Here is a 23,845-nt window from a genome sequence, read left to right on the forward strand (position 1 = left end):
CCAAACTCAACCAAAAGACTAAGACTTTTGCCTGGCGAAAAACAGTGCGCAATGGCTGCTTATCGGAAATATGGTTCCCATGCTGAAAAAAAATGCCTTGCGGCGGCTCCAGTCCAGCTAGAGCGCTCACGCCCACAAGGCGCATAAAAACATACCATCGCAGTGCGGGTAAATAAATAACTTTCAGAAAAGCGTCAAGGCGTAACCCCAAATTGCATCAGTCCGCAGGGCCGTGATTGCCTAGCCGCTTTTTTCAGCACGGGCAACGCGGCAGGACAAATGCTCCGCAGCCGCACACGCCGCACCCCACAGGCCGCTGTTGCCATCGGTGACAAGATAAATGGGGACAGAGGCCGCAATGCCGCCGATATCGGGCACCAGACCAAGTTCTTGCATAAAGGCCGGATGCGTCAGACACAGGGGATTTTTGGCGGCAATGCCACCAGCAATCCACAACCCGCCACGGCAGAGCGTGGTCAGTATCCACTGACGGCAAAACCGGCCCCAAAATCTGGCATACCACAATAGCGTGGGCGTTTCGTGCGACAGGGCCTCAGCGCCCACGGCAGGGGGATAAAAAAACTGGCCGGAAAGATAGTAGTGCAGCACGGAGAGCCCTTCACCGGAAAGCACATTTTCCGCCGTGGGATAATCGCGGCCCAGTTCGCGGGCCAAAAAAGCCTGATAGGCCTGCTCTTCCGGCCCCACAAAGGCAAAGGCAGTATGCCCTGCCTCCGAGGGCACGGCCAACCAGCTTCCGGCAGGGTCAGGGTCGCCCGAGCGCACCAGCATGGCTGCGCCAAGGCCAGTGCCAGCGCCAAGCACGGCCCGGGTTTCTCTGGATTCGTCAATGAATCTGGTGCTGCTGCGCACAAGTGCGGCAGCAGCGCCGCAGGGCGTCAGCGTGGCAAAGGCCTGCGCGCTGAAATCGTTGAGCAGCAGGCAGCAGGCCAGGTTGTACTGCTGCGCTACGCCATCAAGGTCTACGCGCAACTGCCCGTTGGTGAGTTTGCCGCGCAGGCCGCTCACAGGCCCGGCAAGGGCAATGACGAGGGAATCACCCGCAGAGAATGAAGATTGCAAGAGCTGCTGCATGGCTTGCAGCACATTATGGGCATTGCCCAGATCAGCCGACTTTGCCCACACAGCAGACATAAGCGTGAGATTGCCCTCATACACTGTGAACAGGGCAAACCTTGCGTTGGTTCCACCTATATCTGCTGCGAAAATGCGTTGCATGTACGGCTGAAAACTCCGGATGCTGACCTAGGTGACATCCCGCTGGTTATCGATTTTGCGCACTATGCCCGTAGTGCTGCAACCGTCTACCAGGCGGGCAAGATAGACCCTGCCGCCCCCCTGCTGCACAACATCGGCCCCAACCACATTGTCGATGGTATAGTCGCTGCCTTTCACGAGCACGTCAGGTCGCAGGGCCGAGATGAGTTCAAACGGGGTATCTTCGTCAAAAAGCACAATGGCGTCCACGTCTGACAAAGCAGCCAGCAGCAAGGCGCGACTGCTTTCATTCTGGATGGGGCGGGTCGGCCCCTTAAGGCGGCGCACTGAGGCATCGCTGTTGAGCCCCACAATCAGGTGATCGCCCTGAGCGGCGCTCTGCCGGATAAGGGAAATGTGGCCAGGATGCAGCAGGTCAAAGCAACCGTTGGTAAAAACCACAGTTTCGTTTTTTCTGCGCCATTCTTCAATTTTTTCAACAAGGTTCTGAACGCTAAAAAGCTTGGGATTGTCGGCCTGTTCACGCAGCGCCTCGTTAAGCTCTGCAATAGACACGGGTGAAGTGCCCATTTTGCCCACGGCGACCCCTGCCGCCGCATTGGCAAGGTGCATGCTTTCGGCCCAGGGCAGGCCTTTTCCCACGCATGCTGCCAGAGTGGCAATGGCGGTATCGCCTGCGCCGGAAACATCGGCCACTTCGCGCACGGCGGCGCGGCAGTAAACAGGTGCTTCGTCAGGGGTGAACAGGGCCATGCCCTTCGGCCCCCGCGTTATGAGCAGGCGTTCAATGCCGTAACGGGAGCGCAGTTCCCCGGCAAGGGTTTCACGGCGAGGCCTGCTGAGCGTTACACCAGCGTCCAGCCCGCAGGCTGCGTCAAATTCCCCGGCATTGGGAGTAACGCAGTGTGCTCCTGCGTAGCGCCGCCAGTCGCTGCCCTTGGGATCAACCAGCACGGGGATGCCAAGCTGGCGGGCTTCTTCAATGATTATCTGGCACAGATTGCAGCCGCTGGCCGATTCAAGCAACACGCCCTTTGCGTAGTCAGAAAGAATAACCGCATGCCGCCCCGGCAACAGGGAAAGAACCTGTTTTTTCAGAGCGTCTGCTTCATCTGCGCCAAGCGGAGCGCTTACTTCCTCGTCAAGGCGCAGCAGTTGCTGCCCCTGCGCAAGAACGCGCGTCTTGCAGGTGGTGCGGCGACTGGGCGAAACGGCCAGGCCGTCCGCAATCCCCTCAGCCGCGAGCGCCGCGCGCAGGTCGTTGGCTGCGGCATCCTGCCCCACTACGCCAGCAACAGCCACATCAACGCCCAGGCGCACAAGGTTGCGCGCCACGTTGGCAGCACCACCAGGCACAGACCAGCGTTTTGCCGCAGACACCACAGGCACCGGGGCTTCGGGAGAAATCCTTTTGACCTGGCCTGCAATGTAATGATCAAGCATCACATCGCCCACAACCAGTATGCGTACTCCGTCAAAATTCATGACGCTCTCCCGGCGTGGTTCAGGCCTTGCCGCAGGCTTTTTTGATCAGCTCGGTCAGCCGGGCTTCCGTTCGGTCGGTATCCACAAGGGTAACTACCGACTTGCGGGCGGCCTCGCCAAGGCGCTTGCGCTCCTCGGGACGGGAGGCAAGAGCTTCCAGAACGTCCGCCAGCGCGCCCACGTTGTCTTGCGGCACAAGGCGTCCATTGCCGCCGTCCGTAATGGCTTCCGCATGGCCCGGCAGATCGCTGGCAACCACCGCAAGGCCAAAGGCCAGGGCTTCAACCAGAGCCGAAGGCACGCCGTCGGCATCTCCGCCAGTGGTCTTGCGGCCAGGAGCCACAAAAACATCCGCCCGGTTGTACATATCCGCCATGTTTTCATGGGGAATCTGCCCGGCAAACTGTACCGAACCACGAAGCCCGAGCCGCCAGACAAGCCAGCGCAAACGCAGTTTTTCCGGCCCCTGGCCAACAAAGGTCAGCGAAAAGTTCACATTTCTGTCGGCCAGCAGGCGGCAGGCCCGAAGCAGAAGATCGTACCCTTTGCGGCGTGCAATGGTGCCCACAGCCAGCAGGTTGAAATCCGCAGCCTTATCCGCATCATTGGCGGCATCGCCCCCGGCGGACACGGGCATCTGCTCTTCCATTTCCTCCGGCGGCGTGAGGGTAAGGGGATCGCGGAGCACGAGCAGTTTGTCTTTCAGCTCGGGCAGCAATTGCAGCATGGCATCGCGCGTGGCTTCTGTGTCGCAGCGCACAAATTCGGCATCCGCACCCTTGGCGGCCCAGTTGAGGCCAGGTTCCGTCATATCCTGAGCGCGCACGGCAAAAGCATACGGCACATGCATAAGGCGCGAGGCAACCCAGCTGGCCGTGGCTGGTCCGTGGGCCCCTGCTGCATAGAAAAATTCAATCTTTTCTTCCTGGCCCCAACGCGCCAGCATGGCCCCGGCGCAAAATGCGCGCAGATGATCCCACCAGCGGCTGCCCCAGCGGCCACGCCCCGGCAGTTTGCGCCAAAGCGCCCACAACTGGGAGGAAGAACCGCGCATGAGTCTGAGCATACCCAGGCAGGCCGCAAGCACACGCAAGGCACCTATACGCCGCACAGCCAGCGGCAGGGCGTAGCCCTCGGGATTGCCCAGAAATCCATTATCGCGGATGGCGTAAATACGGGTGAGCAGGCCCGCCGCGTGCATACGGTGGGCCTCATCCATAAGGCACTGACCGGAGGCCTCGGGAAAGCTCTCGGCAACCATGGCGCCGCGCACCACAGGGGCAACCCCCTGAAGCAGATTGTGCGAAATGGTGTCGGGCATCTGCGGCAGGTTGCGCTGGCGGCAGTGCAAAATGCCGTCTTCAAGGGTGTAGATGCTGTCGCAGAATTCGGCCATCTTGGGGTCATGCGTAACCATGACCATGGAAACGCCGCCCGTGTGGCAGAGCGAACGGAAATTATCCATGATAAGACGGCTGGTTTTGGCGTCCAGCGCGCCCGTGGGTTCGTCAGCCAGCAGGATACGCGGATTGTTGACCATGGCGCGGGCAATGGCCACACGCTGCTGCTCGCCGCCCGAAAGGCGGTTGCTGCGGTAGTGCACGCGCGCAGAAAGGCGCACAAGCTCAAGGGCGCGGATAACCCGCTCCCAGCGCTCTTCTGGCGGAATCTTCTCAAATATCAGGGGGAATTCAACATTTTCAAACACAGTCGAGTGGTCAAAAAGGTTGCTCGACTGCATGACAAAACCCATGGTGCCACGGCGGAAACTGGCAGTCTGCTCACGGTCGAGCGTCAGCACATCCTTGCCAAGAATTTGCAAAGAGCCGGAATCAGGCGCGTGCAGCATGCCCAGCACGTGCAGCATGGTGGATTTACCGCAGCCCGAAGGCCCCATGATAGCCACCATCTCGCCGGGAACAACTTCGATATTCACGCCACGCAGCACCGGTGAAAAACCGGCGTAGCATTTATATAAATCTTTGGCGACTATAACGGGTGCCATGATCCACCTTGTGCATGTGCGGCAGAGCCGCAAGAACGCGGGGCAACCCGCGCATTGTGTGCTATTCGAATCGCAGAGCGGTTACCACGTCCATACGGCTTGCCTGCATGGCAGGGAACAGACCGCCCGCAATGCCAATGACGGCAGAAAAAACGATGCTTCCCAAGCTGCTGAAGAACAGCAGCGAGTACGAAACGCCCGTTCCAAGCGATAAAGAACCGATCTCGACCAGCGCGCAGCCAATGAGAATGCCAAATATGCCGCCAGCAACCGATTTGCACAGGGCCTCGGCCAGGAACTGCGCCAAGATGTCTATATCCGAGCCGCCCATGGCCTTTTTAAGGCCCACTTCGCGCGTTCTGGCCCGAACTGCGGCAAACGTGCCATACCAGATGCCAAAACCGCCCAGCATGAGCGATGCGGCAATACCAAGCCACAGCAGAGCCTCAACCCACATGAAGGTGGTTTTGATGCGTTTGAGCTGATCTTCCTGCGTCTGCACCACAATGTATGGGGCAGACTGATGCTCGCGCACCATCTGAGGAATAATTTTGACAAGCGGCGGCACGTCTTCCCACCCGATGGCGCGGATAAAGAGCCTGCGCACCTTGCCCCGGCCCCAGTTGCGGTCGGCCATGGTGGTATAGGGCAAAAAACCGCCCTGGCTCCAGCTGCCGAGCATGACGCCACTGACAACGCCCACCACTTCAAAAACATCCTGCTCCAGAAAAAGCAGCTTGCCTATGGCTTCTTCCGAACCGCCGAATAAATTTCTGGCCGCATCCCTGCCTAGCAGGCATACGCGCCTGTGAGCGTCCACATCTTCCTGATTGAGCAGCCGCCCGGCCACCAGATCAATGGAGTAGACCTCGGCGAAATACTGGTCGATGCCGATAAAATCCACATTAAGCGTGCGCTCGCCGGTGCCGCGTATGGGGAAATTTTTGTTGTCGCGCAGGTTTCTGCTCACCAGGCTGACGCCGGGCAACTGGGAAAGGGCTTCCACAGTTTCAGGATAAAATTCGCGGTCGGGCTGGCCGGGGTACTGGGCATCATCCATGTATACCTGGATGACGTTGACGCCACCCATGAGCACCATGTCCTGCCCCACCTTGTACCGGATTTCGCGGCCAAGTACCGCCAGGACGATAAACGCCGTGATGCCCAGGGCGATGGAAAGCATCACCCCGAAGCCGCGCTGGCGCACAACCTGCCTGAGGCTGACGCGAATAAGGTCTGACATTGCAATCATGGCGCAATCACTACTCTGACAAAAAACGATAAAAAAAGCCGTGGCTTATGCCGCGCACATGCGCAACGCCATTGCCGCATCCTGCTGTCGGGCTGCATACATATATATTGCATCCGGCCCGTGACAAAAGGGCAAAAGACGATACACGCCACCATGGGTGTATGTCAAAGCCTCTATTTCCATACCCTGTCACGGACTGCATGCGCAAATAAGAAAGGATCTGGCGCACCACGCCTCCATCAGGAGTGGTTTCAACATTGCTATTTTGTTCCCTGACTGTGTTCAGAGCGCAGCACTACCCCGCCCTTGCCGACTTCATACCGTATGCCGTGCCAGACAATATCCCACGACTTTATGCTCTGCCAGTAAACAGAGGTGAACATGCGTACGGCGTCCGCAAAGGCCATGCACCAGCGCCACAGCGGCACGGGCTTGGCAAGCAGACCACGCCACAGATGCAGCGCGCTCACCATCGCCGCCAGCCAGAACAGCCCCAGCAACACGCCGGCGCCGCTGCCCACGTTCACAATCCAGCCCAGAAAGGCCAGGGCCGCACACACCATGGGCAGGGCCATCATAACACACATGAGACCCAGCAGCTTCCACTGGCCGGGCATGCAAAACTTGAGAAAAAGCACCTGCCTGTCCATCCAGGCCCGCCAGACGGGCGTGGAGTGATTAACGGCATCGGTGTGCAGCAAAGCGCCAGGGCAGAGCCGCACTTTTGCGCCGCGCACCTGAAGCAGAGCCGTGAGCGAGCAGTCGTCCACCACGTTTTCAAGCCACAACTGCGCCACGCCGTATTTTACATAGGCCTCGCGGGTCATGGCCATAGCGCCGCCCCACAACTGGGTAAAGGCAGACATGGCTTGCAGGTAGCGCATAAGCATGACGCACAGCGTATAGGCCAGCGTTACGGGCTGGTCGTCGCGAGGCTCCACCACATGGTAACCGGTGCTGAACGAAGCCTCGCCCCTGGCCATGGGCGCCGCCAGATGCCGCAGAAAATCGGGTTCCGCCATGTGAGTGCTGTCGCAGAACACATAGACGTCCACTTCATCGCCCAGAGCGGCAATACCCTGAAGGCTGTTATGGTTTTTTTGCCCGCAACCCGTGGCGGTGCCTGCCACCACATGACGCAGAGCGGAAAAATCCTGTTTGAGTCTGCCTACAAGCTCGGCGGCGGGTTCATTTTCTTCCGCAGTAACGAGCACGGGGACAAAACGGGGGTAATCCTGGGTCAAAAGGCTGCGCAACGCGCCTTCCATGCGCGGATCGCGCCCGGCCACGGGCACAATCATGCCCACAGAAGGCCATTTGTCTTCAGGTATGGCGCGGTTAGCCTCGGCTTCTTCCTCAATACGGCGGGGCATGCTTTCGCCCCTGCGGGCCAGAATATACAACAGAGCGCATTGGGAGGTGGCCAGCAAAAACCATATCCAGAACATAGGCACTCCTTCATGTTATCGTTGGATGGATCAGCAATCGGCAGCAAGGACATGAACCCTTTGCAGCGCTTGCTATAAAAGCATGTTCGGGCAAGCCATACAGGAGCAGGACGTAAAAACGCCCCGCCCGCAACGCAAATTTTTATTGGGGCAAGGGGGCGCAGTCTTCTGGCGCAAGCGGCGCATCGTGGATGCGCTTGCCCTCCAGACGTACGTTCATGCCGTTCTTCAGGCTGATGACGCCCTCGACTTTATCGGCAGAAGCAAGACGCCCCTTGAATGAATGCCCGGATGAATGGTGCGCCTCAATATCATTGTTACGCACCGTTCCATCTATGTGGTACACGTCAACCTTGCCGTTGTACAGACGCAGGTGCACCACGCCGCGCACAGTGCCCTGAGCGGAAACGCACACGCCCACACGGTATGTTGATGAATAGAGCGAGCCTGTCCAGAGTTCGCGCACTTCCACAGGGGTGTTGGCAGCAGACGGCCCTGGAGTTGCTGTGTCCCCGGCAGGAGGGGGCGTATTTTTCTGTTCGCCGCGCTGTTCCACCAGGGAGCCGGAATTTTGGTCCTGCGCGGTTTGAACTTCGGCAGCGCGAGCCGCAAAAACACCTACGGTCATCAGGCAAAGGCAGACGCAAAGCGCCGCAAGACACAAAACTGCATATTTCAGCCGCGCGCGCCTGAGCCGTATTGCCCGCGTTGCCTGTGCAGCCCTGGAGCATGCACGCAGTGAATTTTGATCTAATTCCATATATTCCTGCGCCTTCCGCACTTGGGCAGAAGACTGATTGACAAGTTCAGCCGTCAGTTGCGGCGCAAGCCAGCAAAAACGGCCTGATGCGCCTCCACCATGGCAGTGAAGGAAAAATCCCGCTCCACGCGCAAACGCCCGGCCTGGCCCATGGCATCGCACAGCGCGCCGTCTTCGAGCAGACGGCAGCAGTTTTCCGCCAGGGCCGCCACATCGCCCGCCTGTGAAAGCAGACCGTTCTGACCGCTCTCCACCAGCCGTGGAATGCCGCCAACCGATGTGGCGCACACGGGCAGGCCGCAGGCCATGGCTTCAAGAATCACATTGGGCTGACCTTCGCGCACGGATGAAAGTGCAAAGATGCGCCCAGCGGCATAGTGCCCGCGCATATCAAGCCCGCCGGGGATAAAGTCCACGTTGCTTCCGGCGGCGTGTTGCGCGGCCCACTGGTGCAGATTGGCCTCTTCCGGGCCATCCCCCACAATGCGTAAACGCGCCGAGGGGTGGCGTTGCAACACAATCTCAAAGGCTCGCAAGAGGGTCAGATGATCCTTGTCGCCCGCAAGGCGCGCCACGCAGACAATCTCGGGCGCACGTGCCGAGGGCGCAGCCCCGGACGGCGCAAAAAATTCTGTATCCACCCCGTTGGGGATGTAGCTCAAACGGGATTGCGGCAAGCCGAAATACAGCAAAATTTCATGCAATGCTTCGGAATTGCAGATCATATGATCCGTAAGCCGCCAAAGCCAGCGTTCATGCTGCCGCTTGGGGCCGCCACCGCCACGGCAGGTTCCCACAATACGCGGGGCTTTTTTTTCGCCAAGCCAGCCCAGCCGCCCCCAGATGCGCCCCCATATATTGGGCAAGGCCGTGCAAGGCACGATGACATCTGGCTGCAACATGCGCAGCTTTGAATACAGGGCAGCGAAAAACAGGGGAGGCACCTTGCGGTCATGCCCCATGTGGTGCAGCTCTATGCCCGCATCCCGCGCGGCTTCATCCAGATCAGTGGGGCCAGTGAGCGTAAGCATGACCGGCGTAAAACGAGTTCGATCCAGGCGGCGGGCCAGTTCAAGAGTCTGGCGTTGCGTACCGCCATAACAAAGATCCTCCATAAAAAAGAGGATGCGCTGTGGGATGGTCATGCTTCTCCTTCAGATAACCGGACGGCGGAAAGTTACGGCACAAAAGCCGAACAGCCGTATGCATTATTGTATGCATTCCGCCCGGTTTTGCAAGGCCGCCCAAGCCACACCCTCATAATATATTTAAAATACAGGCAATTATTTTATGCCGCCCTAGGCAGGCCCCCAGGTGAGCGGCCTGTGCGCGCCCCGCATTGCCATGCGCCCTGCTTGGGCTTACACTTGAAGTATGACTGACTGCACCACCGATACATCCTTCAATAATCAGGCAGACAAACCCGCCCTGCGCGTGATTGTGAGCCTTGATGTGGAAGAAGAGGGGCTGTTTTCCGGCAACTATGCGGCGCAAGGCTGCGGCGTGCGCAATGTGGCCCTGCTGCGCAGGCTTGCCCCCCTCACCAGCGAACTGGGCTTTCCGCTCACGCTGTTTTGCGCGCACACGGTTTTTGCCAATGCCGAAGCCTGCTCCCATCTGGCCTGGATGCGCGACCACTGCAATGCGGAAATCGCCGCGCACCTGCACCACTGGAGCACACCGCCCCTTGGGGACGACACGGCACAGCCCGCCACGCAAAAACAGGGGCCGCCCACCCGCACAGACCGCCTGCCGCGCGAACTGCTGCGCCAGCGCCTGCGCACCCTGCTGGATGCCGGACGCGAATTTCAGGGCGCGGATCTGACCAGCTTCCGCATGGGACGCTGGGATCTCAAATCCGTTGTGCGCCCATTGCTGGCGGAGGAAGGCATCACCTTTGACAGTTCTGTGTGCCCCTTGCGCGTCTTCCACGACGGGCCGGATCACTTTCTTGCGCCTTCCGACCCGTACTGGCTTGAGGACGCCCCCGGCCTGCTGGAATCGCCGGTTACACAGATTCCGCTTTCGCGCACGCTGGCGCGGCTGTGGCATGGTTGCGCCAGAGGCGCGGCCTGGGGCGATTCCTTTCATTTTTTGGGAGCGTTGAGCCCCAACCCGGTGTGGCACAGCGCCGCCGTCATGCGGGCGGCTACGCGCCTGCACATGGCGCGCGGCGGGCGGGTTTTGAGCCTGTTCTGGCATTCGTCAGAAATGCTGCCCGGCGGCTCGCCCAACATTCCCGATCAAAAAGCCGCTGATGCCCTGTACAAAAAAATTTATGACTTTCTGGCGTGGCTGGCGCGCAATTACGCAGTGTGTGGGCTCACCGCCGCTCAACTGCGGGAGCAGGCTCCCGGTCTGGACTTCGGCCCCCGCCCTGCAGGCAAGGGAGACTGGTAATGTCCCGCGTGGTCTTTGTGCTGCTGGATGGCCTTGCCGCCGCCACGGCTCGCCGCTGCATGAGCTTCATGCAGTCGCTCACCGATGCGGGTCTGGCGCGCCATACGGAATTGCAAGGCGAACTGCCGCCGCTCTCCCGCCCCATTTATGCCACACTGCTCACAGGTCTGCGCCCGGCGCAAAGCGGCATTATGCATAATGATGATGCCCGGCTCTGCCCCGCGCCCACCATTTTCAGCCGTGCGCAGGCAACAGGCCTGACCACCGCCGCGGCTGCCTACCACTGGATGAGCGAGCTGTGCAACGTGGCCCCCTTTGAGCCGGGGCGCGACCGGATTACGGACGATGCGGCCCTGCCCGTTGCCCACGGCCTGTTTTACTGCACCGATGCCTACCCGGACGATGAGATTTTTCACGATGCGGCCTGCCTGCGGCGGCGCCATGAACCGCATCTGCTGCTGGCGCACAGCATGGGCATTGACAACGCAGGCCATCTGTACGGCGCAAACAGCAAGGAATACCGGGATGCCGCCCGCAGGGCCGATGGCCTGCTGGCCCGCTGGCTGCCGGAATGGACGGCGGCAGGCTATGCGGTGCTGGTCACCAGCGATCACGGCATGGACGACGACGGCCGCCATAACGACAACAGCGAAGCCAGCCGGCGGGTTCCCCTGTGGCTGGCGGGCGAAGGGTTTAAAAACACCCCGCTGCCCACAGATCAAACGCAGATTGCAGGGCTTGTATGCCGTGCGCTCGGCATTGAATACCCCCTGCACCTCCACCAAGCTCATGCGACAGAACATGTTTAACGGCTATGTATGGATTTTGCTGGCGGCCCTGCTGTGGTCGCTGCTGGGTGTTGTTTCCAAGTTTTGCCAGCATGCGGGCGTATTGCCGCTTGAAACGGCCTTTTGGCGGGCGGCCATAGGCTGCGCTTTCTTTTTGGCGCACGCCGCTTTGACCGGGGGGCTGCGCATTCCCTTACGCCATGCCCTGACGTTTATGCTTTTTGGCGCATGGGGCGTTGGGGTGTTTTTCGGTGCCATGCAAATGGCCATCAAGCTCAGCGGCGGCGCAACCGCCGTGGTGCTGCTGTATACTGCCCCGGTGTGGGTGGCTGTTTTTTCGCGCTTTTTGTTTGGCGAACACATAACACGGCGCAAGGCGCTGGCCGTGCTCATTGCCCTTTCCGGCACGGCGCTGGTCTGTTTTTCCGGCGGCAGCCTGCCTGGCAAAACATCCCTTGCGGGCATTGGCTTTGGCCTGCTCTCCGGCCTGTGCTATGCCACGCACTATCCCTTTTACCGCTGGTGGCAACGCCGTTATTCCACAGCCAGCATTTATGGCTTCATGCTGCTGGGTGGTGTGGTGGCTCTGGGCTTCTGCGGCCCGATGCATGTGGATCACGCCCTGGACACATGGGGTTGGCTGTTCGCCCTGGGGCTGCTCACCTGCTACATGGCCTACATCTGCTACGGGCAAGGGTTGAAACGCATCAGCCTTGTGCGGGCAGCAGTTACCTGCCATCTGGAGCCAGTGCTCGGCACTCTTTGGGTCTGGCTGTTCTGGAATGAAAGTTTCAGCGCGTCCGGCTGGTTGGGCGGCGCGCTGGTTCTCAGTGCGGTATTTCTGCTGACCACTGACAAAACCAGCGAATAGTGCGGATCGCTGGATGCCATTGCGCTGACACCCCAAGCCACCAAATACAACCTCGTCCACCAAATACAAACCCCATCAGACTTTCAAAGAAGCAGCGTACGGACTGCCGTGCTTTGTTTGCCTGATGGGGTATATTTATCGGGCCGACCTTGCCCTGACAATCCGAAGCGTTAGCGCTGGCCGATCACATCCAGAAATACCAGAGGCACGTTGCCGCTGCATTTGAGCGCGTGGGTATCGCCAGGACGGGCGATGGTGATGTCGCCGCCTTTTACCGGGGTTTCCTTGCCCGCGCTGTCGGTAAACACGCCCTCGCCAGAAACGATGATGTAAGCGTCTTCATTGTTTTCATGCTTGTGCATGCCAATGGAAGCGCCCGGTTGCAGGGTCATCCAGCCGATTTCCTTGATGACCATGTCTTTGGAGGCATCGTTGCGGGTAAAGCCGAACTGGCCAAACAGGGTTCCCTGGCCGCCAGCCACCTTATCACGGTTCCAGGTTTTCAAGGAATCCTTTGGGTAGAGCTGCGGTTCGCCCGCAAGAGCCGTTCCGGCAAACACCAGTGAACACAGCGCTGCGGCAAAAAGCATCTTTTTCATGATCACACTCCCGTTGCATGAACACACTCTATAAATTCACATAACGCAATGAAATCACAGAACAATAAAAACGTATCAGCATACAGGCGGCAAGCTGCTGCTGACGCCCAGACCATACGCCCGCGCAATGCCGCCCGCAAGTGAATAATTTCCCAATCAAAACGCCAAAGTCTCGTCCTTACCGGCCTTGCCCCTTGTGGCCTGCGCATGCTTGGTGTATACGAAAACGCCTACGCCCTGCCGAATGTGCGAACATTGCGGCACGGTTGCATATTTATGGAGCAAGCCCGCTCCGTACTGCAAAAAATTCACGCATGGAGGCTGCGTTCCTGATGTCCTTGCCCAGAGGGCATACGCAGAACATTATGAGCAATATCATTCTGACCGGGGATCGCCCCACGGGTAAGCTGCACATCGGACACTTCGCCGGCTCGCTCAAACAGCGCGTTTTGCTGCAAAATTCTGGCAAATTTGATGAAATCTACATCATGCTGGCCGATGCGCAGGCTCTGACCGACAATGCCGACAATCCTGAAAAAGTGCGCAACAACATCCTTGAAGTGGCGCTGGACTACCTTGCCTGCGGCATTGACCCGGAAAAGTCCTCCATCTTCATCCAGTCGCAGTTGCCGCAGCTTTATGAGTTGAGTTTCCACTATATGAACCTTGTCACCGTGTCGCGCCTCCAGCGCAACCCCACGGTCAAGGCAGAGATTGCCCAGAAAAATTTTGAGCAGAGCATTCCCGTGGGATTCTTCACCTACCCCATCAGCCAGGCGGCAGACATCACGGCTTTTGAAGCCACCGCCGTGCCGGTTGGCGAAGACCAGAAGCCCATGCTGGAACAGACCGTGGAAATCGTGCGCAAGTTCAACAGCACCTACGGTGAAACCCTGGTGGAACCGCAAATCCTGCTGGAACAGAACGCCGCCTGCCTGCGCCTGCCCGGCATTGACGGCAAGGCCAAGATGAGCAAGTCCATCGGCAACTGCATCTATCTGAGCGACTCCGAGAAGGAAGTTCACGACAAGATTTTCAGCATGTTCACCGACCCAGGCCACCTCAAGGCTTCCGACCCCGGCAAGATTGAGGGCAATACCGTGTTCACCTATCTGGACGCCTTTGCCGTGCCGGAAGACTTTGCCAAGTTCAATTCGCCCTACCCCAATCTGGACGAAATGAAGGCCCACTACCAGCGCGGCGGCCTTGGCGACGTGGCGGTGAAGAAGTTCCTCAACGAGGTCATGCAGCAGATCCTCAGCCCCATCCGCACCCGCAGGCAGCAATACGAACAGGACATTCCTTTCGTCATTGACGTGCTCAAGAAAGGCACGGAAAAGGCCTATGACAAGGCAGCCAAAACTCTCGAAAAGGTTCGCCGGGCCATGAAGCTGAACCATTTTGAAGCGGGCCTCAAGCTGCAATCCAAGTAAGCAACCCACACAGGCAGGCTGCACGAGCGCAGATAATTGCGCCGTATCATGTCAGTCATCCCCGGCAACGCCATCAGGCAGTGCCGGGGATTTTTGCTTCTTCTGCGGTGCGCGGCTCATGACAGGCTTGACATTAGTTCTATATCGAATAAACTACCCCCATGAAGACCGATCACATTGTTGCCCTCATAGGCCGGGTGCGCGAGCAGGCCAACAACCTTATTGTCGCCGAGCTTGAAAAGCGCGGGCACAGCGGCATGGCCCCCTCTCACGGCGCCATTTTGCAGGCCCTGTTTACGCGCGGCCCCATGCATATGAGCGCGCTTGCCGAGGCAATAGGCAAACAAAAAAACACTGTGACTACACTGGTCGGCAAACTGGAGCAGGCGGGATACGTAACCAAATCTCCCTCGCAGGAAGATTCGCGGGTTACGCTGGTTTCCCTTTCCGGCAAAGCGCTTGCTGCCAAGGCTGATTTTGACGCCATTTCCCATACGCTGCTTGATGCCGTGTGGGGCGACATGCCCCAAGCCGACAGGGAAACCCTTGTTGCCGGGCTGGAAAAAGTGCTGCGCAACATCAGCCTGAAAACCATATTCTGATACCCCCAAAAGCATCCAACGCACTGTGCTTTGGATGTTTTTTTGTGAAACAATAGTTCGATATAGAATAAAAAGGAGCTCATCATGCAAAAAGTAATCGACTTCCTCTCAGCCAACACCACGGTTTTTCTTGCCACCTCTGATTCCGGCGCGGCCCGCGTGCGGCCCTTCCAGTTTCAGTTTGCGGAAAATGGCCGCCTGTGGTTCTGCACCGCGCGCTCAAAAGAAACATTTGCCCAGATGCAGAACGACCCCCGGCTGGAGTTTGCCTGCATGTCGCCCAAGATGGAAACCCTGCGCGTAAAGGGTCAGGCCAATCTGGACGATGACATGGCAATCAAGCGGCGCATCATTGAAAACAACGGCCTTGTGCGCTCCATCTATGGCTCGGCAGAAAACCCTGATTTTACGGTTTTCAGCGTTGATCACGGCACGGCCTTCATGTTTGATTTCAGCGGCAACCCGCCTCAGTCTTTCAGCTTCTAGCCCCCCAAAGCACCGCAGGCCCATATGCAACTCCGCAAAAAAACGGAGGTTGCATGTGGGCCTGTGCACAAAATATGGATCATCCAACTGCGCGCGGCGGCGAAGACGCCGCAGGGTGGTGCCCTACTCCACGCCGTATTCCTTAAGCTTGCGCCATAGTGTAGTGCGGGGCATGCCCAGCACCTCAGCCGCAAGTTTTTTGTTATATCCAGTTTTTTCCAGTATTTTAATTACATAACGGCGTTCCATCTCCGCAAGGGTGGGCAGACCGCCGCCCTCAAGCGTATCAAATTCCAGCCGCCGGATATCTTCTGGCAAGTCGGCCGGGGTGATGGTTTCGCTGTCGGTAAGTGCTACGGCGCGCTCGATGATATTTTCCAGTTCGCGCACATTGCCAGGGAAACTATAGCCCATCAAGGCCGCGAGAGCCTGATCGTCCAGATCATAAACCTGTTTGCGAAACGCCAATCGGTATTTCTCAATAAAATGCTGCACCAGAAGCGGAATATCTTCACGCCGGTCTGCCAGGCGCGGCAAGGTTGTGCTGACCACATTGAGCCTGAAGAACAGATCTTCGCGAAAATTCCCCTTTTCCACCTCGGCCTTCAAGTCCCGGTTTGTGGCGGCAATAACGCGGATATCCAGATCCACCGTTCGTGTGCCGCCAACCCGCAAAATCCGCCTTTCCTGAAGCACATGCAGCAACCGCACCTGCATGGACAACGGCATCTCGCCCACTTCGTCCAGAAATACCGTACCGCCCGATGCTGCCTCAAGCAGGCCGATCTTGCCGGTTGCCGCCCCGGTAAAGGCCCCTTTTTCATAACCAAAAAGTTCGCTGCTGATGAGTTCTTCTGTAAAACCACCGCAATTGAAAGTAACAAAGGGTTGGTTGCGGCGCGGGCTCAGATGGTGCAGGGCAAGGGCCACAAGGGCCTTGCCGGTTCCGCTGTCGCCCTGAACAAGCACGTTGCAGTCAACTGGCGCAACCTTCCTGATAAGCGAAAAAAGCTCCTGAATGGCCGGGCTTTTGCCCACTATGGATGACAGGCCGGTAGTCCCCAGAAGGGCCTCCCGCAAACGGGTATTTTCCATGCGCATTGCTATTTTTTCCTGCGCATGTCGGGCAAGAGTACGAATCTCCGTAAAATTCACGGGCTTGGTTACATAATGGAAGGCACCTTCGCGCATGGCCTCTATGGCGGTAGAAATAGTACCGTGCCCTGTTACAATGATGACTTCGGTTTCCGGCTTCAGTCCCTTGATTTTGGGCAACAGTTCAAGGCCGTTCATATCCGGCAGCAGCATGTCTGAAAAAACCACGTCAAAAGGCTGTTCAATCATCGCCTCCAGAAAAGAACGGGCGCTCATAAAGGCCTCGACGGCATACCCTTCTTTCACAAGGGCTTGGCTGAGGCGTTTGCAGACAACAGGCTCATCGTCAACAATGGCGACACGCAAGGGCATCTGTTACTCCTTTCCAGTAGCCTGCAAACAGCCACCCACGCGGGGCAGCAAAACTGTAAACACGGCTCCCTGCCCCAGGCTGCTCCGCACACTGATCTGTCCTTCGTAGCGGTGCACCAGTGCATAGGTTACGGCAAGGCCAAGGCCCGTGCCCTTGCCAACCTCCTTGGTGGAAAAGAAAGGCTCAAAAATATGTTCCTGAATGGACTCCGGTATGCCAGGGCCAGTGTCGCAGATCTCAAATGCCACCATGTTAGCATCTGCCTCATGGGCGCAGACGCTAACCGTTCCGCCCCTTGGCGTGGCCTGAATGGCATTGAGCAGCAGATTCATGAATATCTGTTGCAAGCTTCGCAGATCGCCGCATATATCCGGCAGGGTTTCAGGCACATCAGCATGCAGCACAACCCCGGAAAGTATCACCTGATTTTTCAGCAAGTTCAGTATAGACCCCACAACCTTTGCCGGGCACAGCCCCTCTGAGGCAGGATGCCCGGTGCGCGAAAAATCCAGCAAATTGCGCACAATGTCAGAGGCACGCTCCGCCTGCTGCATGATATCATCAATCATCTCCTGCCCATCGGCATCGATGTTTTCCTTGTAATCTTCGCGCAGACCTTCGGCGCTCAACAATACGTTGTTGATGGGATTGTTCAACTCATGCGCGATGCCAGCGGTGAATGTGCCAAGCGCTGCCATTTTGCGGGCTTGCAGCAGGTGCTCCTGATTTACAGCCAGTTCGTGCGACATTCTGTTGAAGGCGCGAATGAAACTGGCAATTTCGCTAAGTTGCTCGGCCCCTGTTGCTATGGGGCTGAAATCGCCGCGTCCTACGCGGGCTGTACCCGCCGCCACCATGCCCAGCGGGCGCAGAACCCCTTGCGAAATCAGCTTGATGACCAGAGCCATAAGCAGCAGAAATATCGACAAAAAAGCCACCGGCATAATATGGGTCTGCTTAAGAGCCTTGTGCGCCCGCTCGCGCTTTTGCCTGCGGATGTCATCTGCGGCTTCTGTCAGCACTTTTCCCAGATTGCGCAGAGTCTGCTGCCCGGCTTCGCCGCCTTTTGCCAGGATCCGCATGGCCTGATCATAGTGGTAAAGCAGATCCATGAATTTTTTTTGCTGCTCGCTCCCGGCGAGCATGGTCATATCTTCGGCCAGTTCCCCGGCAAGGGCGTTTATACGCTCAAGGTACACAATGCCTTCACTCAGGCTCTTGGCGTCATTGTAGAAAAAATAATTTTTTTCATATCTGCGTACTTCAAGAATATTATTTAACAAATCGTCATATTTTTCACCAAGCAGCAGCCGCTGGCTCACTGTGGACAGGCTCCAGTAATTCAGGCCCGCCAAAACGCCGATAGACAGAAAGGTGACGGCAAAAAGAATAAATATTTTGCCCTTGATGGAGTGAAAAAAATCTCCAGAAGACACAACCAGACGCTGAATGCCCCGCATGGCTGCAATTTTCCCCATCTCCGCCTCGCCCATTGGCAACCTCCACGCCTCTTCCCAAGGCAATAGTGCATGGTGTTCAAGTTCCACGCCAACGCCTATTCATTTTGAAACATTTTTCACTAAGATTTTTTATATTCTTTTCAAAATGAACACAACGAATTTTAAAACTCTTGGTGCAAAATTCACAACACATTTAAATTAAACATTATTCTTTAAAACTCCACCTTGGCATCACATTTGCCTATGCACACCCACGAGGTGGCGCATGGAACACATTTTAGTGGCCGTTGATCAGCTACATCCCCAGCATGAAGCCATAGCTCACGCGTGCTCTCTGGCAAAACGCATTCAAGCACGGCTGCATGTGCTCTTTGTGCACAAAAAGTCGTGCGTGGTCACAAATCCGGCACGCCAGCGCCTTGAATTACTTGTGGCATATGCCAGAACAGAAGGAATACATGTTGAGTATACCATATTAGAAGGAGGATATGAAGAATCAATTATTTCATTTATACAAAATAATGGAATAACCCTGTTCATACACGAACTTGAACATACAGATTTACATTCATTCGAGCGCAGTTTTTCTGTACTAAAGTCTGTTCGTCACAGGATTTCTTGCAGGGTTGAAACAGTAACTCCTCAAAAACGTTGATGCAACACAGCGAGGCTGACGTATGAACATACCGCTGTATATGTACCTGCCCATTGCCGGAAACAGCGTAAACATGGCGGCAATACTGGGCCTGGGCGGAACCGTTGGACTGCTCTCGGGCATTTTTGGCGTTGGCGGAGGTTTTTTTATGACGCCGCTGCTCATCATGCTGGGCATCCCCCCGACAGTTGCCGCGGCTTCTGACTCCAACCAGATTATCGGCGCTTCCACCTCCGGCACCCTGGCCCATTTTCGCCTGGGCAATGTGGATTTCAAAATGGGATTCCTGCTTCTGGCGGGCGGTGTGGCTGGCGGCTGCGTGGGGGTGCGCGTCATCAAGCTGTTGCGTGCTATGGGCAATGCAGATTTTCTCATCAACATCACGTATGTGCTCATGCTCGGCCTTGTAGGCGGGTACATGTTTTATGAAAGCCTGCAATCCATGCGCGCTCCGAATGCTGTAACCCGTACCAAAACAGCCAAACGCGCCGAATCACCATATCAGCGGGGATTGCACAACCTGCCCTGGCAAATGGATTTTGCACGTTCCGGCGTACGGCTCTCTGTACTCATGCCTCTGGGCCTTGGAACCCTGGTGGGCATACTTGCCGCCATCATGGGTGTTGGAGGCGGTTTTATCATGGTACCTGTCATGGTGTACCTGCTGCGCATGCCCATGCATGTTGTGGTTGGCACGAGCCTGTTCCAGATTCTGTTCACCTGCGTCAATGTCACCGTCATGCAGTCCATTGAAAACCATACGGTAGACTTCATCCTGGCTCTGCTGTTGCTCATAGGTTCATCATTTGGCGCACAGATCGGCACGCGCATTGGCAAAAAGCTCCAGGCCGACCAGCTTAAAATTCTGCTGGCAACACTTGTCCTGGTGGTTATGGGCAAAATTCTCTACGACCTGTTGGCCCGGCCAGATGTATTGCTGGCATACGCGGGAGGGCATTAATCATGTGTGATCTTGCACTCTTGCGCATTATTCCGGCTGCGGCCCTGACCATAACCCTTTGCCTTGCGAGCTTTGCCGTACATGCCGCAGAAACAGTAGTTCTCACGGAAACACCATCCGACATCAACATTTCTGCCTCTTACAGAGGGACAACGCTGCATGTGGAAGGGCTGGCCCCACAGGGCAGCGCCATTGCCGTCCGTTTTGCGGGCGAAAAAACAGATCTTGCCCTGAGGCAAAAGGGCAAGGTTTTCGACTTGCTGTGGATGAACCTCGGCACCGTGCACCTGCACAACGTGCCGTCAGTCTTTCTGGTTGCGTCATCGCGCCCGCTGGCGGATGTGGGCGGTGCAGATCTGGGGCTTGAGGCCGTGCGTAAAGCAATAACTGCAGAGGAGAACAAGGGCGATGCCCTTGATATTCCCGCTGAACTCATAAAACTGAAACAACAGGACGGCTTGTACCGCGAGAGCACCCGGGGGATCACCGTAGCAGACAATGGCAGTTTTACCGCAAATATGCCCATTCCTTCGCGCATGTCCCCCGGCGCATACACGCTTGAGGTTTTTGCCCTGCGCAATGGCAGCATTGCAGGTAGCGCTTCGGCCCCAGTGACAGTCAGGCTTGTGGGCATGCCTGCATGGATAGACCACATGGCCAGGGACAACAGCCTGCTGTACGGCATATTGTCCACCCTGATAGCAATTTTGGGAGGCCTTGCCATTGGCATCGTATTCCAGAGCAGGGGCGGGGCGCACTAGAGCATTTATACGCAAACGTGCTCTAGCCGCACGAACGGATACGGGGGAGCGGCAACGCCCCCCGCCGGAGGGCAATCGTGGGAATTATGGCGCGCATAGCCAACCTGTTGACAGGCTGGCGCAACGAGCAAAGCGTAACCTTTGCCCTGCTGTTCAAGAAATTCAAAAGCATTCTTGAACGCAATAACCGCATCCTTGAACTCATGGCCGATATGGGGGACAAGCTTGGCGGCGAATACATTTTTGACAGCAAATATATTGAAGACGCCACATTCGAACTGAACGACCAGATTTTCAAGCTCATTTCTGATATGAGCGTGCTCACACAGAATAAAAACACAGCCCTGTTTCTGGCCTTTGAACGCATTCAGCATATCCTGCAGGAAGAAATCGCAGGTCGGCGCCATCCGGAAGGAGGCCGCATGGTGCTGCCGTTTCAAGACATCGGCATTGAAGCAGAAGACGAGGTTGGCGGCAAAATTTCCCAGCTTGGCGACATCTCCAACCGCCTGCACCTGCAAACACCCAATGGTTTTGCCATCACCACCACGGCCTTTTTTGCCTTTATGTCGCACAGCGGCCTTCTTGAGCTGGCCCAAAAAGGCATTGAGCAATGGGACGGCACTGATCAGGAACTCCACGAACTGGCCGACCTTATGCAGTCGCGCATTATGGACTCCCCCCTTCCCTGGCGACTTGTAGCTCAGATTGACGCCATGATTGATGTGCTGAGCAAATGCCCTGGCCACCCTTTGCGTCTTGCCCTGCGCAGCAGCGCCTGGGGCGAGGACGGCGATTCCAGCTTTGCCGGACAATACGCAACCGAGCTGAATGTGCCACCTGACCGCGTTGTTGAAGCATACAAAACCGTTATCGCCAGCACCTATTCCTTTGAAGCATGGCGCTATCGCCTTGATCGTGGATACCACGAAAACGAAGTGGCCATGGCTGTGGGCTGCCAGATCATGGCAGACAGCCGCATCAGCGGTGTGCTTTTTACCTGCACGCAAACTTCCAGCGCAGCGTGCGAGTCCATGATCGTGAGCGCCACCTGGGGTGGAGGCGCTGCCGTGGTTGCAGGAGAAACTGCCACTGATACCATCTATTTGAGCCGCACGCCGCCCTATCCATCATTCACACGGGCAATAGCGCGAAAAATGCGCAGACTTGTGCCTGCGGCAAGAGGGGACCTTGTATGGGAGGATGTGCCGGAAAATTTGCAAAACATTCCCTGCCTTACCGACAGGCAGTTGGAACAGCTCGCCCGGGCTGGCATGTCGCTTGAGCGCTATTACAAACGCCCGCAAGATGTGGAGTGGACATTCGATTCCCTGGGTGAACTGCATATTTTGCAATCGCGCCCTTTGCGCCCAGGCGGCGACGCGGGTTTGTCTGTTCCAGTTCAGGACGCCACCAGAAAGGCAGAAATAATTTTTGCTGGCAAGGGCCTGGTGGCGCAACGCGGCGTGGCGGTAGGCAAGGTTGTGCTGGTTGACCATAATACAGATCTCGACCAGTTTCCCGAAGGCGGCATTCTTGTTTCCAAGTTCACCTCCCCCCGCTATGCCCGTGTCATGCGCCGCGCCTGCGGTATTATTACTGACGTTGGTTCACCCACGGGGCACATGGCCACTATTGCCAGGGAGCAGCGCGTGCCCGCGCTGGTCAACACTGAAGAAGCCACGCGTCTGCTGCGCAATGATGATGAAATAACCCTTGATGCAACGCAGAACATTGTTTACCGGGGGCGCGTTGCAGAGCTGGACAGGTTTGAGCGTTCAGAGTCTGACATGTTTGAAGAATCTTATGAATACAGGCTGTTGCGCAGGTTGCTCAAGCATATAACGCCGCTCAATCTTGTCGATCCGCATTCGGACGATTTCAAACCGCAGGCATGCAAGACATACCACGATATAACCCGTTATATTCATGAGAAAGCCGTTGAAGCACTGGTGGTGCTAAGCCAGCGGCACGACGCCCTGCACCACGCTCCGGCCCGTCGGCTGATGGACGGCCCTCCTCTTGGCCTTACCATCATTGACGCAGGCGGCGGAACCAACTGCCAGCCGGAAGCGCCAACCCTGAATATGGAAGAAATAACTTCTGTACCGCTCCTGGCCTTTCTGCAAGGAATGAGCATTTCCGGCATGTGGGACACTGCCCCCGTGCCGGTAGATCTGGGCAGTTTTATGTCCAGCTTTACCCGCACGTTCACCGCCTCGATGGCTGGGCCGGAAACAGTGGGGCGCAACCTTGCCGTGGCGCTGCGCGACTACATGAACGTCAACATGCGTCTGGGCTATCATTATAATACCATTGATGCCTATATCTCCGAGCAGATCAACGACAACTACATCTACTTTCGCTTTATTGGCGGTGTAACGGAACTTGTGCGTCGGTCCCGCAGGGCCCGGTTTGTGGCGAACGTTCTTGACAGGTTTGACTTTCGCGCGGAAGTGCACGGAGACTTGGTAGTTGGCAGAATAAAAAAACTCTCCGTAACGCGCATGCTGGTTCGCATGCACATGCTTGGCGGCCTTGTGGGTTACGCTCGCCAGCTTGATGCCCGCCTGAACAGCGATGAACTGGTTGAAAAACACGCTCAGGCCTTTCTGGAGGCCATCAAATCCACAATCCCGGCTGAACTTGCCGAGCCCACAGGAGGAAAGCACAATGGCGCTGCGCATCTTGGTGCTTGATGACGAACCAATCGTCTGTAAACGCCTGAAACCGGCATTTCAGAAGTCTGGCTATGAAGTAGAAACGTTCACAGACAGCGCAGCAGCATTGCAGCGCATGGCTGAAGGGGGTTTTGATGTGATTATAACAGACCTTAAAATGGAAGGAGCGGACGGATTTCAGGTTCTGGAACGCGCAAGAGAGCTTTTGCCGCAGGCGCGGATTGTGGTCATTACCGGATTTGCAACGCTGGAAACCGCGAAGGAATCGTTCCGCAAGGGAGCCTTTGATTTTGTGGCCAAACCCTTCAAGCTGAGCGGCATCATTGAATGCGTGCGCCGCCTTGAGGAAAGCATGACGCCCCCGTCCGCAACCCGTTGAAACACTGAGTGCCGCGGTGCAACCCATTGCCTGAGTGTGTGAGATTTGCGGCAATGAGGGAACCGCTGGCCGACCGGTTGCTTCAGATACACATGCAGGAGTATACAGTCAC

The 23,845-nt window shown here is 57.0% G+C and carries 21 protein-coding genes; 11 read left to right on the plus strand and 10 right to left on the minus strand.

What is annotated here, in order from left to right:
- Positions 1-240 precede the first annotated feature (240 nt).
- From ACUZ9Q_RS08985 to ACUZ9Q_RS09015, 7 genes are all read right to left on the minus strand, one after another.
- Positions 241-1,239 (minus strand): glucokinase, encoded by a 999-nt coding sequence (locus ACUZ9Q_RS08985; RefSeq protein WP_449247719.1) that lies wholly within the window; start codon positions 1,237-1,239, stop codon positions 241-243.
- Positions 1,240-1,266: 27 nt separating this feature from the next.
- Positions 1,267-2,724, minus strand: coding sequence for a D-glycero-beta-D-manno-heptose-7-phosphate kinase (gene rfaE1, locus ACUZ9Q_RS08990; protein ID WP_449247720.1), 1,458 nt, complete (start codon positions 2,722-2,724; stop codon positions 1,267-1,269).
- A 19-nt stretch (positions 2,725-2,743) separates the two neighbouring features.
- Entirely contained in the window at positions 2,744-4,729 is a 1,986-nt protein-coding gene (locus tag ACUZ9Q_RS08995; protein WP_449247721.1) for a glycosyltransferase, read from the minus strand.
- Between the two features lie 61 nt (positions 4,730-4,790).
- A complete protein-coding gene (locus tag ACUZ9Q_RS09000) occupies positions 4,791-5,981 on the minus strand; it encodes an ABC transporter permease (RefSeq protein WP_192113784.1) in 1,191 nt (396 codons plus the stop codon).
- Positions 5,982-6,241: 260 nt separating this feature from the next.
- A complete protein-coding gene (locus ACUZ9Q_RS09005; RefSeq protein ID WP_449247722.1) occupies positions 6,242-7,429 on the minus strand; it encodes a glycosyltransferase family 2 protein in 1,188 nt (395 codons plus the stop codon).
- A 142-nt stretch (positions 7,430-7,571) separates the two neighbouring features.
- Positions 7,572-8,057, minus strand: coding sequence for a hypothetical protein (locus ACUZ9Q_RS09010; RefSeq protein WP_449247723.1), 486 nt, complete (start codon positions 8,055-8,057; stop codon positions 7,572-7,574).
- 185 nt (positions 8,058-8,242) lie between these two features.
- Positions 8,243-9,334, minus strand: coding sequence for a glycosyltransferase (locus ACUZ9Q_RS09015; RefSeq protein ID WP_297891830.1), 1,092 nt, complete (start codon positions 9,332-9,334; stop codon positions 8,243-8,245).
- Between the two features lie 229 nt (positions 9,335-9,563).
- Between ACUZ9Q_RS09015 and ACUZ9Q_RS09020 the strand changes: the two genes are divergently transcribed.
- The 3 genes from ACUZ9Q_RS09020 to ACUZ9Q_RS09030 are packed head-to-tail and all read left to right on the plus strand — an operon-like array spanning position 9,564 to position 12,248.
- A complete protein-coding gene (locus ACUZ9Q_RS09020) occupies positions 9,564-10,589 on the plus strand; it encodes a hypothetical protein (RefSeq protein ID WP_449247724.1) in 1,026 nt (341 codons plus the stop codon).
- On the plus strand, positions 10,589-11,398 hold the full coding sequence (locus ACUZ9Q_RS09025) for an alkaline phosphatase family protein (RefSeq protein WP_449247725.1): 810 nt from the start codon (positions 10,589-10,591) through the stop codon (positions 11,396-11,398). Before ACUZ9Q_RS09020 ends, ACUZ9Q_RS09025 begins: the two co-directional genes overlap by 1 nt.
- Positions 11,391-12,248, plus strand: coding sequence for a DMT family transporter (locus ACUZ9Q_RS09030; protein WP_449247726.1), 858 nt, complete (start codon positions 11,391-11,393; stop codon positions 12,246-12,248). The genes ACUZ9Q_RS09025 and ACUZ9Q_RS09030 overlap by 8 nt, the downstream gene beginning before the upstream one ends.
- Positions 12,249-12,418: 170 nt before the next feature.
- On the opposite strand, the gene ACUZ9Q_RS09035 is transcribed toward ACUZ9Q_RS09030, so the two are convergent.
- The gene (locus ACUZ9Q_RS09035; protein WP_022659158.1) at positions 12,419-12,847 is read right to left on the minus strand and encodes a cupin domain-containing protein; all 429 of its coding nucleotides are present in this window, start codon (positions 12,845-12,847) and stop codon (positions 12,419-12,421) included.
- 365 nt (positions 12,848-13,212) lie between these two features.
- On the opposite strand from ACUZ9Q_RS09035, the gene trpS reads away from it, so the two are divergent.
- The 3 genes from trpS (at position 13,213) to ACUZ9Q_RS09050 (ending at position 15,368) form a co-directional block, all read left to right on the plus strand.
- Positions 13,213-14,280 carry a tryptophan--tRNA ligase gene (gene trpS / locus ACUZ9Q_RS09040; RefSeq protein ID WP_192113776.1) on the plus strand — a complete coding sequence of 356 codons (1,068 nt, stop codon included), beginning with the start codon at positions 13,213-13,215 and terminating at the stop codon, positions 14,278-14,280.
- A 161-nt stretch (positions 14,281-14,441) separates the two neighbouring features.
- Positions 14,442-14,882, plus strand: a complete 441-nt coding sequence (locus tag ACUZ9Q_RS09045; protein ID WP_192113775.1) for a MarR family winged helix-turn-helix transcriptional regulator — start codon at positions 14,442-14,444, stop codon at positions 14,880-14,882.
- A gap of 84 nt (positions 14,883-14,966) precedes the next feature.
- Entirely contained in the window at positions 14,967-15,368 is a 402-nt protein-coding gene (locus ACUZ9Q_RS09050; protein WP_192113774.1) for a pyridoxamine 5'-phosphate oxidase family protein, read from the plus strand.
- Between the two features lie 123 nt (positions 15,369-15,491).
- Here ACUZ9Q_RS09050 and ACUZ9Q_RS09055 read toward each other — a convergent pair whose 3' ends face one another.
- Entirely contained in the window at positions 15,492-16,835 is a 1,344-nt protein-coding gene (locus tag ACUZ9Q_RS09055) for a sigma-54-dependent transcriptional regulator (RefSeq protein WP_192113773.1), read from the minus strand.
- 3 nt (positions 16,836-16,838) lie between these two features.
- The gene (locus tag ACUZ9Q_RS09060) at positions 16,839-18,329 is read right to left on the minus strand and encodes a sensor histidine kinase (protein ID WP_192113811.1); all 1,491 of its coding nucleotides are present in this window, start codon (positions 18,327-18,329) and stop codon (positions 16,839-16,841) included.
- Positions 18,330-18,561: 232 nt separating this feature from the next.
- On the opposite strand from ACUZ9Q_RS09060, the gene ACUZ9Q_RS09065 reads away from it, so the two are divergent.
- The 5 genes from ACUZ9Q_RS09065 to ACUZ9Q_RS09085 all read left to right on the plus strand — a co-directional run bounded on the left by ACUZ9Q_RS09065 (position 18,562) and on the right by ACUZ9Q_RS09085 (position 23,733).
- A complete protein-coding gene (locus ACUZ9Q_RS09065; protein ID WP_192113772.1) occupies positions 18,562-18,951 on the plus strand; it encodes a universal stress protein in 390 nt (129 codons plus the stop codon).
- A gap of 22 nt (positions 18,952-18,973) precedes the next feature.
- Positions 18,974-19,912: a sulfite exporter TauE/SafE family protein gene (locus tag ACUZ9Q_RS09070; RefSeq protein WP_192113771.1), complete on the plus strand. Its 939-nt coding sequence runs from the start codon at positions 18,974-18,976 to the stop codon at positions 19,910-19,912.
- A gap of 2 nt (positions 19,913-19,914) precedes the next feature.
- Positions 19,915-20,673, plus strand: coding sequence for a TIGR02186 family protein (locus tag ACUZ9Q_RS09075; protein ID WP_192113770.1), 759 nt, complete (start codon positions 19,915-19,917; stop codon positions 20,671-20,673).
- An 86-nt stretch (positions 20,674-20,759) separates the two neighbouring features.
- Entirely contained in the window at positions 20,760-23,372 is a 2,613-nt protein-coding gene (locus ACUZ9Q_RS09080) for a PEP/pyruvate-binding domain-containing protein (RefSeq protein ID WP_449248136.1), read from the plus strand.
- Positions 23,347-23,733, plus strand: a complete 387-nt coding sequence (locus tag ACUZ9Q_RS09085; RefSeq protein WP_449247727.1) for a response regulator — start codon at positions 23,347-23,349, stop codon at positions 23,731-23,733. Before ACUZ9Q_RS09080 ends, ACUZ9Q_RS09085 begins: the two co-directional genes overlap by 26 nt.
- Positions 23,734-23,845: the final 112 nt, after the last annotated feature.

This window comes from Desulfovibrio desulfopostgatei (assembly GCF_053570645.1).